This is a genomic window from Sphingomonas sp. UNC305MFCol5.2, assembly GCF_000712135.1.
Taxonomy (GTDB): Bacteria; Pseudomonadota; Alphaproteobacteria; order Sphingomonadales; family Sphingomonadaceae; genus Sphingomonas.
Genome location: NZ_JOOE01000002.1, coordinates 356545 through 371033 on the forward strand (window position 1 = coordinate 356545; position 14489 = coordinate 371033).

General features: G+C 64.8%; 13 protein-coding genes. 6 read left to right on the plus strand and 7 right to left on the minus strand.

The window, feature by feature from the left end; genetic code table 11:
- Positions 1-20 precede the first annotated feature (20 nt).
- The 3 genes from BR78_RS0108860 to nagA are packed head-to-tail and all read left to right on the plus strand — an operon-like array spanning position 21 to position 2972.
- On the plus strand, positions 21-764 hold the full coding sequence (locus tag BR78_RS0108860) for a GntR family transcriptional regulator (protein WP_025560340.1): 744 nt from the start codon (positions 21-23) through the stop codon (positions 762-764).
- A complete protein-coding gene (locus BR78_RS0108865; protein ID WP_197021335.1) occupies positions 730-1800 on the plus strand; it encodes an SIS domain-containing protein in 1071 nt (356 codons plus the stop codon). The genes BR78_RS0108860 and BR78_RS0108865 overlap by 35 nt, the downstream gene beginning before the upstream one ends.
- Positions 1800-2972 (plus strand): N-acetylglucosamine-6-phosphate deacetylase, encoded by a 1173-nt coding sequence (gene nagA / locus BR78_RS0108870; protein WP_025560338.1) that lies wholly within the window; start codon positions 1800-1802, stop codon positions 2970-2972. Before BR78_RS0108865 ends, nagA begins: the two co-directional genes overlap by 1 nt.
- Before the next feature lie 27 nt (positions 2973-2999).
- Here nagA and BR78_RS0108875 read toward each other — a convergent pair whose 3' ends face one another.
- Positions 3000-5063 carry a response regulator gene (locus BR78_RS0108875; protein ID WP_025560337.1) on the minus strand — a complete coding sequence of 688 codons (2064 nt, stop codon included), beginning with the start codon at positions 5061-5063 and terminating at the stop codon, positions 3000-3002.
- Between the two features lie 7 nt (positions 5064-5070).
- Positions 5071-10455 (minus strand): HAMP domain-containing protein, encoded by a 5385-nt coding sequence (locus BR78_RS0108880; protein ID WP_025560336.1) that lies wholly within the window; start codon positions 10453-10455, stop codon positions 5071-5073.
- Positions 10456-10649: 194 nt separating this feature from the next.
- Between BR78_RS0108880 and BR78_RS0108885 the strand changes: the two genes are divergently transcribed.
- From BR78_RS0108885 to BR78_RS0108895, 3 genes are read left to right on the plus strand one after another with little or no spacing between them, the layout of a single operon-like run.
- A complete protein-coding gene (locus tag BR78_RS0108885) occupies positions 10650-11021 on the plus strand; it encodes a hypothetical protein (protein WP_025560335.1) in 372 nt (123 codons plus the stop codon).
- Position 11022: 1 nt separating this feature from the next.
- The gene (locus BR78_RS0108890; protein WP_025560334.1) at positions 11023-11301 is read left to right on the plus strand and encodes a DUF5985 family protein; all 279 of its coding nucleotides are present in this window, start codon (positions 11023-11025) and stop codon (positions 11299-11301) included.
- On the plus strand, positions 11298-11558 hold the full coding sequence (locus tag BR78_RS0108895; RefSeq protein WP_025560333.1) for a DUF5985 family protein: 261 nt from the start codon (positions 11298-11300) through the stop codon (positions 11556-11558). Before BR78_RS0108890 ends, BR78_RS0108895 begins: the two co-directional genes overlap by 4 nt.
- 90 nt (positions 11559-11648) lie before the next feature.
- Here BR78_RS0108895 and BR78_RS0108900 read toward each other — a convergent pair whose 3' ends face one another.
- The 5 genes from BR78_RS0108900 to BR78_RS0108920 form a co-directional block, all read right to left on the minus strand.
- Positions 11649-11870: a hypothetical protein gene (locus tag BR78_RS0108900; protein WP_029725200.1), complete on the minus strand. Its 222-nt coding sequence runs from the start codon at positions 11868-11870 to the stop codon at positions 11649-11651.
- 28 nt (positions 11871-11898) lie between these two features.
- Positions 11899-12285, minus strand: coding sequence for a DUF1801 domain-containing protein (locus tag BR78_RS0108905; RefSeq protein ID WP_025560331.1), 387 nt, complete (start codon positions 12283-12285; stop codon positions 11899-11901).
- 23 nt (positions 12286-12308) lie between these two features.
- A complete protein-coding gene (locus BR78_RS0108910) occupies positions 12309-12719 on the minus strand; it encodes an SRPBCC family protein (protein WP_025560329.1) in 411 nt (136 codons plus the stop codon).
- A complete protein-coding gene (locus BR78_RS0108915; RefSeq protein WP_025560328.1) occupies positions 12716-13039 on the minus strand; it encodes an ArsR/SmtB family transcription factor in 324 nt (107 codons plus the stop codon). The genes BR78_RS0108910 and BR78_RS0108915 overlap by 4 nt, the downstream gene beginning before the upstream one ends.
- Positions 13040-13107: 68 nt before the next feature.
- Positions 13108-14439 carry an MFS transporter gene (locus BR78_RS0108920; protein WP_051683269.1) on the minus strand — a complete coding sequence of 444 codons (1332 nt, stop codon included), beginning with the start codon at positions 14437-14439 and terminating at the stop codon, positions 13108-13110.
- Between the last annotated feature and the right edge of the window lie 50 nt (positions 14440-14489).

Below are 14489 nucleotides of genomic sequence, written 5' to 3' on the forward strand. Positions count from 1 at the left end.
CGCTCAATGGTGGGGCCCACATGCCGCTTCTGGCCGAAAAGATACGACCCCTCGATGGAACCGGTGGCGGCCCGCTTTACCGGCGGCTGGAAGATGCCCTGCGCGATGCGCTCCGCGATCAGGTGCTCAAGCCCAATGAGGCGCTGCCGGCAGAACGCGATCTCGCCGCCGATCTCTCGGTATCGCGGATCACGCTGCGCAAGGCGCTCGATACTCTGGTCAACGAGGGCCTGCTGATCCGCCGCCAGGGCGCGGGCACCTTCGTTGCCGGCCGCGTCGAGAAGCAGTTCGCCAAGCTCTCGTCCTTCTCCGAAGACATGGCGGCGCGCGGGCGTACGGTGCGCAGCGAATGGCTCGGCCGATCGTCGGGCGCGGTGACTCCGGACGAGGCGCTGACCCTGGGACTGAGCCCGGGCACGCCCGTCTATCGCTTCAACCGTATCCGTTTCGCCGACGATACGCCGATGGCACTGGAATATTCGACGATCCCCGGCTTTGGCCTCGACAGCGAGGAAGTCGTCGGCGCGTCGCTCTATGCCGCGCTCGAAGTCACGCGCAACCGCCCGGTCCGCGCGCTCCAGCGGCTCCGTGCAGTGTTGTTCAACGCCGGGCAGGCCAAATTGCTCGGGATCGAAGCAGGCGCTCCGGGACTTTATATCGAGCGCCGGGGTTTCCTCGCCGATGGTCGAGTCATCGAGGCGACGCGGAGCTGGTATCGCGGCGATGCCTATGATTTCGTCGCTGAACTCGACACGCGGGGTTGATGCAGTGACGAGTCCCGAGACGACCAAGATGTTCCATGAGGCCGGCGAGGCTGCGGTGGTGGTGCGCCGCCAGCTCGGCGCCAATCAGACCGCAGTGACTGCGCTCGCCGCCGACCTGCGTGCCCATGCCCCGCGCGGCGTGCTCACCTGCGCCCGCGGCAGTTCGGACCATGCCGCGACATTCGGCAAATATCTGATCGAGACGCGGCTGGGCGTGCTGACCACTTCCGCCGCGCCATCGATCTCGTCGGTTTACGGCGCCTCGGCGAATCTGACCGACATGCTGGCGATCGGCATTTCGCAATCGGGCAAGAGCCCCGACATCCTCTCGGCGATGCGGGCGGCGAAGCAAGGCGGCGCGCGCACGGTCGCATTGGTCAACACCGCCGATTCGCCGCTGGCGGACGATGTCGATACCTTCCTGCCGCTTCATGCCGGCGCGGAACTCAGTGTCGCCGCGACCAAATCGTACATCGCCAGCCTCGCCGGCTTGCTCCACCTCGTCGGCGAATGGGCCGGCGACGGCGAATTGCTCGAAGCTTTGTTCGGCGCCCCTGCGCTGCTCGAACAGGCCTGGGTGTCCGATTGGTCGCCGATGGTCGATCGGCTGGAGCGCGCGCAGGGCCTGTACGTCATCGGCCGCGGACTCGGCTTCGGCATCGCGCAGGAGGCTGCGCTCAAGTTCAAGGAGACCTGCGGGCTCCATGCCGAGGCGTTCAGCGCCGCCGAGGTCCGCCACGGCCCGATGGCGCTGGTCGGCCCCGACTTTCCTTTGCTCGTTTTCCGCCAGGGTGACGAGACTGCCGACGGCGTCGACGAACTCGTCGCCGATGTGCTTGCGCGCGGCGGCGACGTGCTGGTGAGCGGCGGCGACGTGCCTGGCGCGGTCCAGCTGCCGCATCCGGCGGCGCATCCCGCGATCGAGCCGATGCTGCAGATCCAGGCCTTTTACCGCGCGGTAAACGCGCTATCGCTGCGTCGCGGGCTGGACCCCGATCGCCCTCCCCTGCTCGCCAAGGTTACCGAAACCGTCTGATGGTCACTGCTCTGGTCAATGGTCGCGTGCTTCGCGCGGATGCCTTTCGCGACGGCGAAGCCGTGCTTCTGGATGGCGATCGTATCGCCGCGATCGTACCCGCGCGCGAAGTCCCCGCCGACGCGGCGCGGCATGATCTTCAGGGCGCGATGCTGCTCCCCGGGTTCATCGACACCCAGGTGAATGGCGGCGGCGGCGTGCTGTTCAACGAATCACCGACGGTCGAGGGGATCGCCGCGATCGGTGCGGCACATCGCCGCTTCGGCACCACCGGCTTCCTGCCGACGCTGATCAGCGACGATCTCGACGTGATCCGCCGCGCGGTCGTCGCGGTCGATGCTGCGATCGCGCAAGGGGTGCCCGGCGTGCTCGGCATCCATATCGAGGGGCCGTTCCTGAACGTCGAACGCCGAGGCATCCATCGCTCCGACAAGATCCGGGCACTCGACGAAGAAGGCGTTGCGGTGCTGACCTCGCTCAAGCGCGGCCGCACGCTGGTGACACTCGCGCCCGAACGGACCACGCCCGCGACGATCCGTCGCCTGACGAGCGCCGGAGTGATCGTGGCGGCCGGACACAGCAATGCCACCTATGAGCAATCGATCGCCGCGGTCGAAGCCGGCGCGACCGGCATCACGCATTTGTTCAACGCGATGTCGCCGCTCGCCTCGCGCGCGCCCGGGCTGACCGGTGCTTCGCTCGAGCGGCCAGAGCTGATCTGCGGGATCATCGTCGACGGGCATCATGTCAGCCCGACGACGCTCAAGATCGCATTGCGCTGCAAGCCGCCGGAGCAGCTCATGCTGGTCACCGATGCGATGCCGTCGGTAGGAAGCGATTCGGACGAATTCATGCTTCAGGGACGCCGGATCCGAGTCGTCGACGGGATCTGCCGGGACATGGAGGGTACCATCGCGGGCTCGCATCTCGACATGGCCTCGGCGCTCGCCAACGCCGTGAAGATGCTCGGGGCCTCCATCGAGGCAGCTGCCTGCATGGCCGCGCGCGCGCCTGCGGCGCTCCTCGGTCTGGCCGACAGCCTCGGCACGGTCGCGCCCGGCTATCGCGCCGATCTGGTGGCGCTGGACGATTCGTTCGAAGTCACCGGCACGTGGATCGGCGGGGCGCATACAGGCGTCGCGGCCGGACGAGTCCCCGCAGCCGCAAACTGAGGCTTCTGTCCGAGAGGGGCCGGGGCATCAGCGGTGGTCGCGCAGTGCCGCCTTGAGCTGTTCGGGCGTGAACGGCTTGTCGAGAACGCGCACGTCCTCATGTTCGGCGGCGCGCATGTCGGGTTCGGCATAGCCGGTGATGATCAGCGCCGGCAGGTCCGCTCGGGTGTTGCGCACCTGCCGCACCAGTTCGGCGCCCGACATGCGCGGCATCGCATAATCGGTGATCAACAGGTCGAACGCCGCCGGATCGTTGCGGAACAGCTCGAGCGCCTGTGCGCCCTCGGTGAGGTGCATCACGCTGTGACCAAGATCCTCGAGCAGCGCGGCGGTAGTCGTGCGGACGCCGTCATGATCGTCGACCAGCAGGATCCGCATCGCGGGTGTGACGCCGTTGAGCACCTCCTCCTTCGTGGTGTCCGCTTCGACCTCCGTTTCGGTCTCAGGCGCCCGCGGAAGCCATATCTCGACGCAGGTGCCCTGGCCGAGCGCGCTGTCGACCCGGACCTCGCCGCCCGATTGCTGGGCGAAGCCATAGACCATGCTGAGACCCAGGCCGGTGCCCTTGCCCACCGGCTTGGTGGTGAAGAAAGGCTCGAGCACCTGTTCGATCATCTCGGGCGCGATGCCGCAGCCCGTGTCGCCCACGCCGATCACGACATAATGGCCCGGCTTCAGGCCGGTGCGGCCGACCTGCTCGACGATCTCGCGATCTTCGGCGGCCACGGTGACCACGCCGCCCTCGGGCATCGCGTCGCGCGCATTGATGATCAGGTTCATCAAGGCGAGCTCCAGCTGGGCGGCGTCGGCATAGACCGGCGACAATGGGTCCGAGAGCTTCCACTCGAGCTCGACGAGGCCGCCTAGTGTGTGCGCTAGGAGATTGCTGACTGATTGCGCGAGGCGGGGGATCCGCACCGACGCGGGTTCGAGCTTCTGGCGGCGCGCGAATGCGAGCAAATGCTTGACCAGCTCGGCGCCCTGCTCAGCGGCATGGCGAGTCATTGCGACAATCTTCCCCTGCTCCCCATCCAGCTCCACCCGCCGCTCGATCATGCCCAGCCCGCCGAGCACCGCGGCGAGCAGATTGTTGAAGTCGTGCGCGATGCCGCCGGTCAATTGCCCGATCGCATCCATTTTCCGCGCCTGGGTGAGCTGGCTCTCCAGTTCTTTGCGGTCGGTGACGTCGAGCAAGGTGCCGGCGAACTCGACGGGGTTGCCGAAGGCATCACGCAGCAGCGCCGCCTGATCGAGGAAATGCTTGTACTGGCCATCGGCGCATTGCCAGCGATACTCGACCGACAGCGACTGTCCCGAACTGCGCCCCGCCATCGCCTCGACCACGCGCTCTCGATCTTCCGGGTGGAGACGGTCCACCCACAGAGTCGGGGTCCGCTGGATCTCTTCGAAGACATAGCCGGTAAGCGCCTGGAAGTTGCCGCTGACGAACTTGGGAATACGCGGCTCGGCGTCGACTTCCTCGAGATAGAGGATGATCGGCAATGACTGGATGATCGCCGCCTGGCGCTGCTCGGCGAGGCGGAGTTCCTGTTCGATCCGCAGCCGCTCGGCATTGGCGCGCAGATTTGCGTCGAGCAGCGCCTGCTCCTGCCGGGCCTTGCGCTGGATCTCCTTGGTCATCGTGAAGAGATCGACGAACACCGCGACCTTCGACTGCAACACCACCGCATCGACCGGCTTGAACACATAGTCCACCGCGCCCATCGAATATCCGCGCAGCAAATGCTGGCTCTCCTTGTTCACCGCGGAAAGGAAGACGATCGGCACGCGCTTGGTCTGCTCGCGCGATCGGATGATCTGCGCGGTCTCGTACCCGTCGATGCCGGGCATGTAGACGTCGAGCAGGATCACTGCGAACTCGCCCTTGAGCAGTTGGCGCAGCGCCTCTTCCCCCGAATTGGCGACGACGACGTCAGCCACGTCTTCGAGCACCGTCCGGATCGCGAGCAAATTGCGCTCGTCGTCATCGACGACGAGCACCCGGGCGCGATCTTCGATGGCTTCGGGGTCTGTCACAAGCGGGGCCTCGGCGATCGTCGCGGTTCGGGTCGGCGGGATCCGGGAGCGCATCCGCACCTCAGCTCGGCTCTGCCACGATCACGTCGCCCGAATGCGACGCCTCACGCGATCGGCCGATCCAGACGCGCAGCAGCGCCAGCAGCAAATCGATGTCGACCGGCTTGGCGATATAGTCCGAAGCGCCCGCATCGAGGCATTTCTGGCGATCGCCCTTCATCGCCTTGGCCGTCACGGCGATGAGCGGAAGATCGGCCAGCTCGGCGCGCTGGCGGATCTGCTGCATCGTCTCATAGCCGTCCATCTCGGGCATCATGATGTCGATCAACGCGATGTCGATGCCGGGAGTCTGCTCGAGGATGACGATGCCCTCTCTGCCGCCCTCGGCGTGGAGCACCTCGACGCCATAGCTCTCGAGCACGCTGGTCAGCGAGTAGATGTTGCGGATGTCGTCGTCGACGATGAGGATCTTGGCGTCGGCGAGCTCGGGTACCCCACGGCTGGCCTGCACGACCTGCTCGGTATGCTCGGGCACGAGCTCGACCACCGGTGGCTGTTTCTCGATGCGCTCGGCGAGATCGCGGAACACCGCGACCAAAGCCTCCTTCTCAGCGGGTTTCTCGGTGACTCCGAACGCGCCGAGATCAATCGCCTTGGCGACCTTGTCCGCTCCCGAAATAACATGGATCGGCACATGCCGCGTCTGCGGATCGTGCTTGAGCAAGTCGAGCAGCACGAAGCCATCGATGTCAGACAGGCCCAGATCGAGAGTGATCGCGTGCGGCTGGAGCTTCCGCACCATCGTCAGCGTCCCCGCACCCGCGCTTGAGATCACGCCCTTGAGCCCCGCGCCACGCGCGATGTCGAGCAGGATCGAGGCGAAGGTGGGATCGTCCTCGACGATCAGCACGAACGGATCGCCGCTCAGGCTGTCGCGATCGTCGCTGAGATCGAACGAGCCCGGCAGTGCGGTGGGCACCATCGCGCCGCTATTGTCGTAACGCGCCGTGGTGCCGGGTTGTCCGGTAGTCGCCGGAGCGATCGCCTGCAGCGGCACGAACAAGGTGAAGGTCGAGCCTTCGCCGGGAGTCGAGCGAACCTGCAGCTCGCCGCCCAGCAGCCGTGCGATCTCGCGGCTGATCGAGAGGCCGAGGCCGGTGCCGCCATATTTGCGGCTGGTGGTACCGTCGGCCTGCTGGAACGCCTCGAAGATCAGTTTCTGCTTGTCCTCCGGAATGCCGATTCCGGTATCGGTGACGGCGATCTCGATCGCGGTATCGACACTGCGCAGCACAGGGTGGTTGGTGCTCCACCCCTTGGTCGCCGACCGTACCGCGAGTGTGACGCTGCCGTGCGCAGTGAACTTGAAGGCGTTCGAAAGCAGGTTGAGCACGACCTGCTGGAGGCGCTTCTCGTCGGTGCGTATCGTCGCGGGCAGCTCGGCGTCGAACTCGACATTGAAGGCAAGGCTCTTGTCCGCGGCGAGCTGGCGGAAGGTACGGTCCATGTGCTGGCGCAGCGTCTGCATCGGCATCTCGCCGACCTCGATCGACACCGTGCCCGATTCGATCTTCGAAAGATCGAGAATGTCGTTGATCAGGTTGAGCAGGTCCGATCCGGCAGAGTTGATCGTCCGCGCGAATTCGACTTGCTTCTCATTGAGGTTGCCCTGCGGATTATCCGACAGCAGCTTCGAGAGGATCAGCAGCGAATTGAGCGGCGTGCGCAGCTCGTGCGACATGTTGGCGAGGAATTCGGACTTGTACTTGGAGGTGAGCGCGAGCTGCTCGGCCTTCTCCTCCAGCGCGCGCCGGGCCATTTCGATCTCGAGATTCTTGGCCTCGACCTGGCGCTTTTCGTTCTCGAGCAGCTGCGCCTTTTCCTGCAGCTCCTCGTTGGTGTTGTGCAGCTCTTCCTGCTTGGTGGTCAGTTCGGTCTGGCGCGCCTGCAGTTCCTGCGTCAGCAGCTGCGACTGTTTGAGCAGGCCCTCGGTACGCATCGTCGCGGCGATCGTGTTGAGCACGATGCCGACCGATTCCATCAGCTGGTCGAGGAAGCTCTGGTGAGTCTCGTTGAAGTCGCCGAACGAGGCCAGCTCGATCACGGCCTTCACTTCATCCTCGAACAATGCCGGCAGGATGGTGACGTTGGCCGGTGCCGCCGCGCCCAGACCCGATCCGATGCGCAGGAAGTCCGCGGGGACATGTTCCAGCAGGATCGGGCGCTTGTCGGCCGCCGCCTGTCCCACCAGACCTTCGCGCAATGCGAATTTGGGCTTGAGCTGTTCCTTGCTCTCGGCGCCGTAGCTGGCCGCGAGCTCGAGCACGGTATCGTCGCCGTCTCGCGTGGTGACGTAGAACACGCCATATTGCGCGTTCACCAGCGGCGCGAGCTCGGACATGATCAGGTTCGAGACGGTAGTGAGATCGCGCTCGCCCTGCAGCATGCGGCTGAACCGCGCGAGGTTGGTCTTCAGCCAGTCCTGCTCCGCATTCTTCAAGGTCTGGTCCTTGAGGTTGCGGATCATCTCGTTGATGTTGTCCTTGAGCGCGGCCATCTCGCCCGACGCTTCCACTGCGATCGAGCGGGTGAGATCGCCCTTGGTCACTGCGGTCGCCACATCGGCGATCGAGCGCACCTGATTGGTCAGGTTCGCCGCGAGCTGGTTGACGTTGTCGGTGAGATCGCGCCACAGGCCCGCGGCGCCCGGCACGCGCGCCTGCCCGCCCAGCCGGCCCTCGATGCCCACTTCGCGGGCCATGTTGGTCACCTGATCGCCGAAGGTCGAGAGCGTGTCGATCATGAAGTTGATCGTCTCGGCCAACGCGGCGATCTCGCCCTTGGCGTCCACGGTCAGTTTCCGTTTCAGGTTCCCCTGCGCCACCGCGGTGACCACGTCGGCGATGCCGCGCACCTGATTGGTGAGGTTGGTCGCCATCAGATTGACGTTGTCGGTCAGATCCTTCCACGTGCCGCCAACGCCCGGCACCTGCGCCTGGCCGCCAAGCTTGCCCTCGGTACCCACCTCGCGCGCCACACGCGTCACTTCCGAGGCGAAGCCGTTGAGCTGGTCCACCATCGTGTTGATGGTGTCCTTCAATTCGAGGATCTCGCCCTTCACGTCGACGGTGATCTTCTTGGAAAGATCGCCCTTCGCCACGGCGGTAGTCACGTCGGCGATGTTGCGAACCTGACCGGTCAGGTTCGCCGCCATCAGGTTCACATTATCGGTCAAGTCGGCCCAGGTACCGGCGACGCCGCGCACCTGCGCCTGACCGCCCAATTTGCCCTCGGTGCCCACTTCGCGCGCCACGCGCGTCACTTCCGACGCGAAGCCGTTGAGCTGGTCCACCATCGTATTGATGGTGTTCTTCAGCTCCAGAATCTCGCCCTTCACGTCGACGGTGATCTTCTTGGACAAGTCGCCCAGCGCCACCGCCGTGGTGACCTCGGCGATGTTGCGCACCTGGCCGGTGAGGTTTGCGGCGAGGTCGTTGACGTTGTCGGTCAAGTCCTTCCATGTGCCGCCGACGCCCTCGACCTTGGCCTGTCCGCCGAGCTTGCCTTCCGAACCCACCTCGCGCGCCACGCGCGTCACTTCCGAGGCGAAGGAATTGAGCTGATCGACCATCGTGTTGATGGTGTTCTTCAGCTCGAGGATTTCGCCCTTCACGTCGACGGTGATCTTCTTGGAAAGGTCGCCCTTCGCCACCGCGGTGGTCACTTCGGCGATGTTGCGCACCTGGCCAGTGAGATTGCCGGCCATCAGATTCACATTGTCGGTGAGATCCTTCCACGTGCCAGCGACGCCCTCGACCTGCGCCTGCCCGCCGAGCTTGCCTTCCGAACCCACTTCGCGCGCCACGCGCGTCACTTCCGAGGCGAAGCCGTTGAGCTGATCGACCATCACGTTGATGGTGTTCTTGAGCTCGAGGATCTCGCCGCGCACCTCGACGGTGATCTTCCGCGAAAGGTCGCCCTTTGCCACCGCGGTCGTCACGTCGGCGATATTGCGCACCTGGCCGGTCAGGTTCGCCGCCATCAGGTTGACGTTGTCGGTAAGGTCCTTCCACGTGCCGCCCACGCCGGGCACCTGCGCCTGGCCACCCAATTTGCCCTCGGTACCCACTTCGCGCGCCACGCGGGTCACTTCCGAGGCGAAGCCGTTGAGCTGGTCCACCATCACGTTGATGGTGTTCTTCAGCTCGAGGATCTCGCCCTTCACGTCGACGGTGATCTTCTTGGAAAGGTCGCCCGACGCCACGGCGGTGGTCACTTCAGCAATGTTGCGCACCTGACCGGTGAGGTTGTCGGCCATCAGATTGACGTTGTCGGTGAGATCCTTCCACGTGCCGGCGACGCCTGGCACCTGTGCCTGTCCGCCCAGTTTTCCTTCGGTGCCCACTTCGCGCGCCACGCGCGTCACTTCCGATGCGAAGCCGTTGAGCTGGTCCACCATCACGTTGATGGTGTTCTTGAGCTCGAGGATCTCGCCCTTCACGTCGACGGTGATCTTCTTCGACAAGTCGCCCGAGGCCACCGCCGTGGTCACTTCGGCGATGTTGCGCACCTGGCCGGTGAGGTTGTCGGCCATCAGGTTGACGTTGTCGGTGAGATCCTTCCACGTGCCGGCGACGCCTTCCACGCGCGCCTGTCCGCCGAGCTTTCCTTCGGTGCCGACCTCGCGCGCCACGCGCGTCACTTCCGACGCGAACGAATTGAGCTGGTCCACCATCGTGTTGATGGTGTTCTTCAATTCGAGGATCTCGCCCTTCACTTCGACGGTGATTTTCTTGGAAAGATCGCCCGAGGCCACCGCCGTGGTCACTTCGGCGATGTTGCGCACCTGACCCGTCAAATTGGTCGCCATCGCATTGACGTTGTCGGTGAGGTCCTTCCAGGTGCCGGCGACGCCCTTCACCTTGGCCTGTCCGCCGAGCTTGCCTTCGGTGCCCACTTCGCGCGCCACGCGCGTCACTTCCGACGCGAACGAGGCGAGCTGCTCGACCATCGTGTTCACGACCTTGCCGATGCGCAGGAATTCGCCGCGCAGAGGGCGGCCGTCGATCTCGACGGTCATCGATTGCGAGAGGTCGCCCTTCGCCACCGCGCCGATGACGCGCGCGACTTCGGCAGTCGGCTGGACCATGTCTTCGATCAGTTCGTTGACCGAGCGGAGCTTGGCCTCCCAGCCGCCGGTGGCGCCGCGGACATGGCCGCGCTGGGTGATCTTGCCTTCCTTGCCGACGACGCGCGACAGGCGCTCGAATTCGATCGTCATCGCCTCTTCGATGGCGACGACCTCGTTGAACAATGCGGCTATCTCGCCATCGGTACCCGGGAGATCGTCCGGAAGGCGGACGGTGAAGTCACCCCGCCGGAAGCTACGGAGCGCGGCGACGAGTTGACGGCGATCGAGCGTGTCGCGGGTAAGTTCGGCGTTCACCTGGCACTCCTGGTATGAATCCCCCCACCCCGAAATGCACCACGGCCCCCCGGCCAGGAACCTGCATAGCACAGCTGTGCTTCAGGAAAAGTGAACGCGCGCACGGATTTGCGTCGGGTTGCGGCATTTTTCCGAAGCATTAGGAAAGGCCCCGACACTCGGGGGAAACACGCACATGGCAGACGGCGCCCGGGATGCCGGCCAAACAAGAGGTTTCCAGCTTCATTCGTTCGACCTTTCGCTCGGTCTGGGCGCTCGAATTGTTGTGCTTCCTGAAGAAGCATCGCGATCGGGCCTGGCCGCAGCGGGAGTTGGTCATCGCACTGCGCGGGAGCGATCTGGTCGTATCGCAGAGCGTCGAGTCGCTGCTCGCCGCCGGGCTCGTCGTGAGCGAGCCCGGACAGCTGGTTCGCTATCAGCCGACCTCGGACGCAGTGGAGAAGCTCGCGGGGGCTGCCGAATCGCTCTACGCCACCCGGCCGGACGCGGTGCGGCGGATGATCGTCGCCCCCGCCGCCTCCGGTCTCAGCAGCTTCGCGGACGCCTTCAAGCTGTGGAGGGATTGAGATGACCTCCTGGTTTCCATCTATCGTCTATCTGCTCTGCTTCGCGACGAGCACTGCCTGCGCGCTGCTGCTCGCGCGCAGCTATCGCCGCAGCGGCATGCGGCTGCTGCTGTGGAGCGCATCGTGCTTCGCGCTGCTCGCGGTGAACAATTTGTTCGTGATCGTCGACCTGCTGCTGATCCATGACATCGACTTCAGTCTCCTCCGGCTGCTGCTGGCGCTGGCGGCGGTGGCGGTGCTGCTGTTCGGCTTCATCTGGGACATGGAGGAAGACGCGTGACCTTGCTCGCCTTCCTCTCCGGCGCGGTCACGCTCGGCTTCGCGGCGGCGGCCTTGTTCTTCCTGCGCTTCTGGCGCGATACGCATGACGAGCTGTTCCTCGCCTTCGCCGCGGCCTTTTTCCTGCTCGGCATCGGCCAGGCGATCCTCGCGCTCGGCGGGGTCCCCGACGAACAACGCAGCTGGGTCTATCTGGTCCGGCTCGTCGCCTTCCTGACGATCCTCTTCGCGATCCTGCGCAAGAACAGGGCGCGGTGAGCGATTAGGGGGTCCAGCCGGGCAGCGCGGCCGCCTGCCGGCCCCAGAAAGACCGGCCTGGCGGCAGCCTGCTTGTTCCCGGCCATCCTGTCACTCCGCCGCGCTGGTGCGCCCGCCGCCGCGCCAGCGAATGGCGTGCGGCAGGATGAACAGATACAAGCCGGTTACCAGCAGCAGAATGAGCGGAAGCAGCGCGAACAACCCCAGCCACGCCGGCGGCTGCCCCTGCCCCATCGCGACGACGTAGACGAGGACACCGGCCGTGAAGGCCATCGAGAGCCAGCGGTGAATCTGGCGTATCCACAGGTTCATGGCGATCTCCTTTCGGCGACTGGCCGGATTATTTGGAACGGTTCAGCGCCACTGCGGCGCGAAGCAGGTTCTTCAACGCTTCCTCGTCGATCTCCTCGCCCTCATGGAAGTCGATCGCGCGTCGGGCGTTGCCCTCAAGGCTGGAGTTGAAGAGCCCTTTCGGATCGTCGAATGCGGCGCCCTTAGCGAAGGTCATCTTGACCACGGCCTTGTAGGTCTCGCCGGTGCAGATCATACCGTCGCAATACCAGGTCGGAACGCCCCGCCACTTCCATTCCTCGATCACATCGGGAATGGCCTGCTTGACCAAATTGCGAAGCCGGCCGAGCATCTCGCCGCGCCAGCCCCCCAGCTCCTCGATCCGCTTGTCGATCAGCTGCGAAGGAGATGCGTCTTGCGTCTCGGTTTTCGGCATGTCGATTTCTCCTTGTCCGAAGGTCAGTCGAGCCGCGCGAGCACTTCTTCCAGCTTGCCGAAGAAGCGCGGCCAGCCGGCCTTGGCACCGTGGTAAGCGAGCTGCTGGTCGGGCTTGAAGCCGACCTGCTCCATGCGCAGCAAAGTTCCCGCGCCAACCGCGCTAAGCGTCCAGGTGACGGTGCTTTCGAGGCCCAGACCGTTCCAAGTGTACGCCAAAGTCTTGTTGGGCTCGACCTCCAGCACCTGGCAATCGAGCACGCCCCATTCGGCGCTCAGATTGAAGCGGTGATCGACGGTGGGGACGAAATCGTTCTTCATCAGCCATTCCTCGATCAGATGCGGCTGGGTGAGCGCGCGCCAGATCTTTTCCGGCGGGTGGGCGATCTCGCGCTCGACGACGACGGAGCGCGTTTCGGTCCTAGTATCGGTCATTGGTCCATCCTCTTGAGCAGTTCCTCGAGATCGTCGAAGCGGCTTTGCCAGAAGCCCGTCATCTCGCTGGTCCAGTCGATCAACGGGGCGAGCGCCTTGAGCTGCGCGCTATAATGGGTCTGCCGGCCTTCGTGGCGATCGAGCACGAGTCCGGCCTGCTTGAGCACCCCGAGATGCTTGGAGACCGCCGGTTGCGAGACTCCGGCGCGCGCGGTCAGCGCGCCGACGGTCTGTTCGCCGCCGCGGCACAGACGCTCGAAGATCGCCCGCCGGGTCGGATCGGCGAGCGTCCTGAAGAGCATGTCATGGGCGTTCTGCATTTCAATCAATAACTCACTGGCTATGGTTTTCCCATAACCAACGAGTTATCGGTTAGTCAAGGCGCTGGTCAGTGGACCGTCAGCGTCTCCGCATCCTTGCGTACGACAACCGCCCGGCCCGCGAGCACCGCGAACAGGCAGAGGATCAAATAGCATGCGGCGGGCACGATCAGCGCGGTCGCATAGCTGGTCTGGTCAGAGACCGCGCCCACGAGCAGCGGCAGCAATGCGCCCCCTACGATCGCAGTGCAGAGCAGCCCCGAAGTCGATTCGGTGGTGCCGGTCGAGCGCTCCAGCGTGAGCGTGAAGATCACCGGAAACATGATCGAATTGAACAGGCCGATCGACAGCGCGACGAAGCCCGCGGTCACGCCGCCGATCGCGAAGACATAGAAGCACATCGCCGCCGCGATCGCCGTGAACACGGCAAGCAGGATGTGTGCGCGAACCACTCCGAGCAGCGCCGAGCCGATCGCCCGGCCCACCATCGCGCCGAGCCAATAGAGCGCGACAGCCTTGCCGGCCTCCTGCAGCGACACGCCGGGCACGCCGTCGCTCCCCATCAGATAGCCGAGCACCGGAACACTGAACGCAGCGTCCGATTGCCCCCACACACTGTTCCCGTTGAGCAGCAGCGCCATCTGGGTGCCGATCGAGACTTCCGCGCCGACATAGAGGAAGATCGCGGCGGCGCCGAACAGCGCCCAGCGCGAATTGAGCGAGGAGAACAGGCCCGCGGTCGAGGCGGCTGGCGGCGCGGCCTCGGTGACGACGCGGCGGCTCAGCCAGAAGAACACCGCCAGTGCGGCGATCAGTCCGCAAATCCACAAATAGGCCGAATCGATTCCGGCGAGCGCTTCGGCGCGCACCGCCTCGGTGATCACCGACCCCTCCTTGACCTCCACGCCCTTGAGGAAGAGGTGCGCGCCGAGCAGCGGCCCGAGAAAGGTACCGAACGAATTGAAGGTCTGGCTGAGCGTCAGGCGAAGATGGCTGTATTTCGGATTGCCCAGCGCCGCGGCGAGCGGATTGGCGGCGACCTGAAGGACAGTGATCCCGCTGGCGAGGATGAACAGACCGAGAAGCACCAAAGTGAACAGCGCGAGGTTCGCCGCCAGCAGCATCACCAGGCAGCCCATGATCATCAGCCCGAGCGCCGTGAGGATCGTCGGAATGGACTTGGCCCGGGAAAGGAATGCCGCCGCCGGGAAGGACATCAGGCCATAAGCGATGAAAAAGGCGAATGCCGCCGCTTGCGCTTGGAGATTGGTCAGCGTGAAGATGCCCTTCACCGAGGCGACCAGCGGATCGATCAGCGAGGTGATGAAACCCCATGCGAAGAACAGGGTAGTGACCGCGGCGAATGCCAATGTGGCGCTCGTGGAACTCGAACGGGCCAAGGCGTTATCCTTCCTGTCGATGCACGCCCCGGCGGCGCGTGCAATTATTA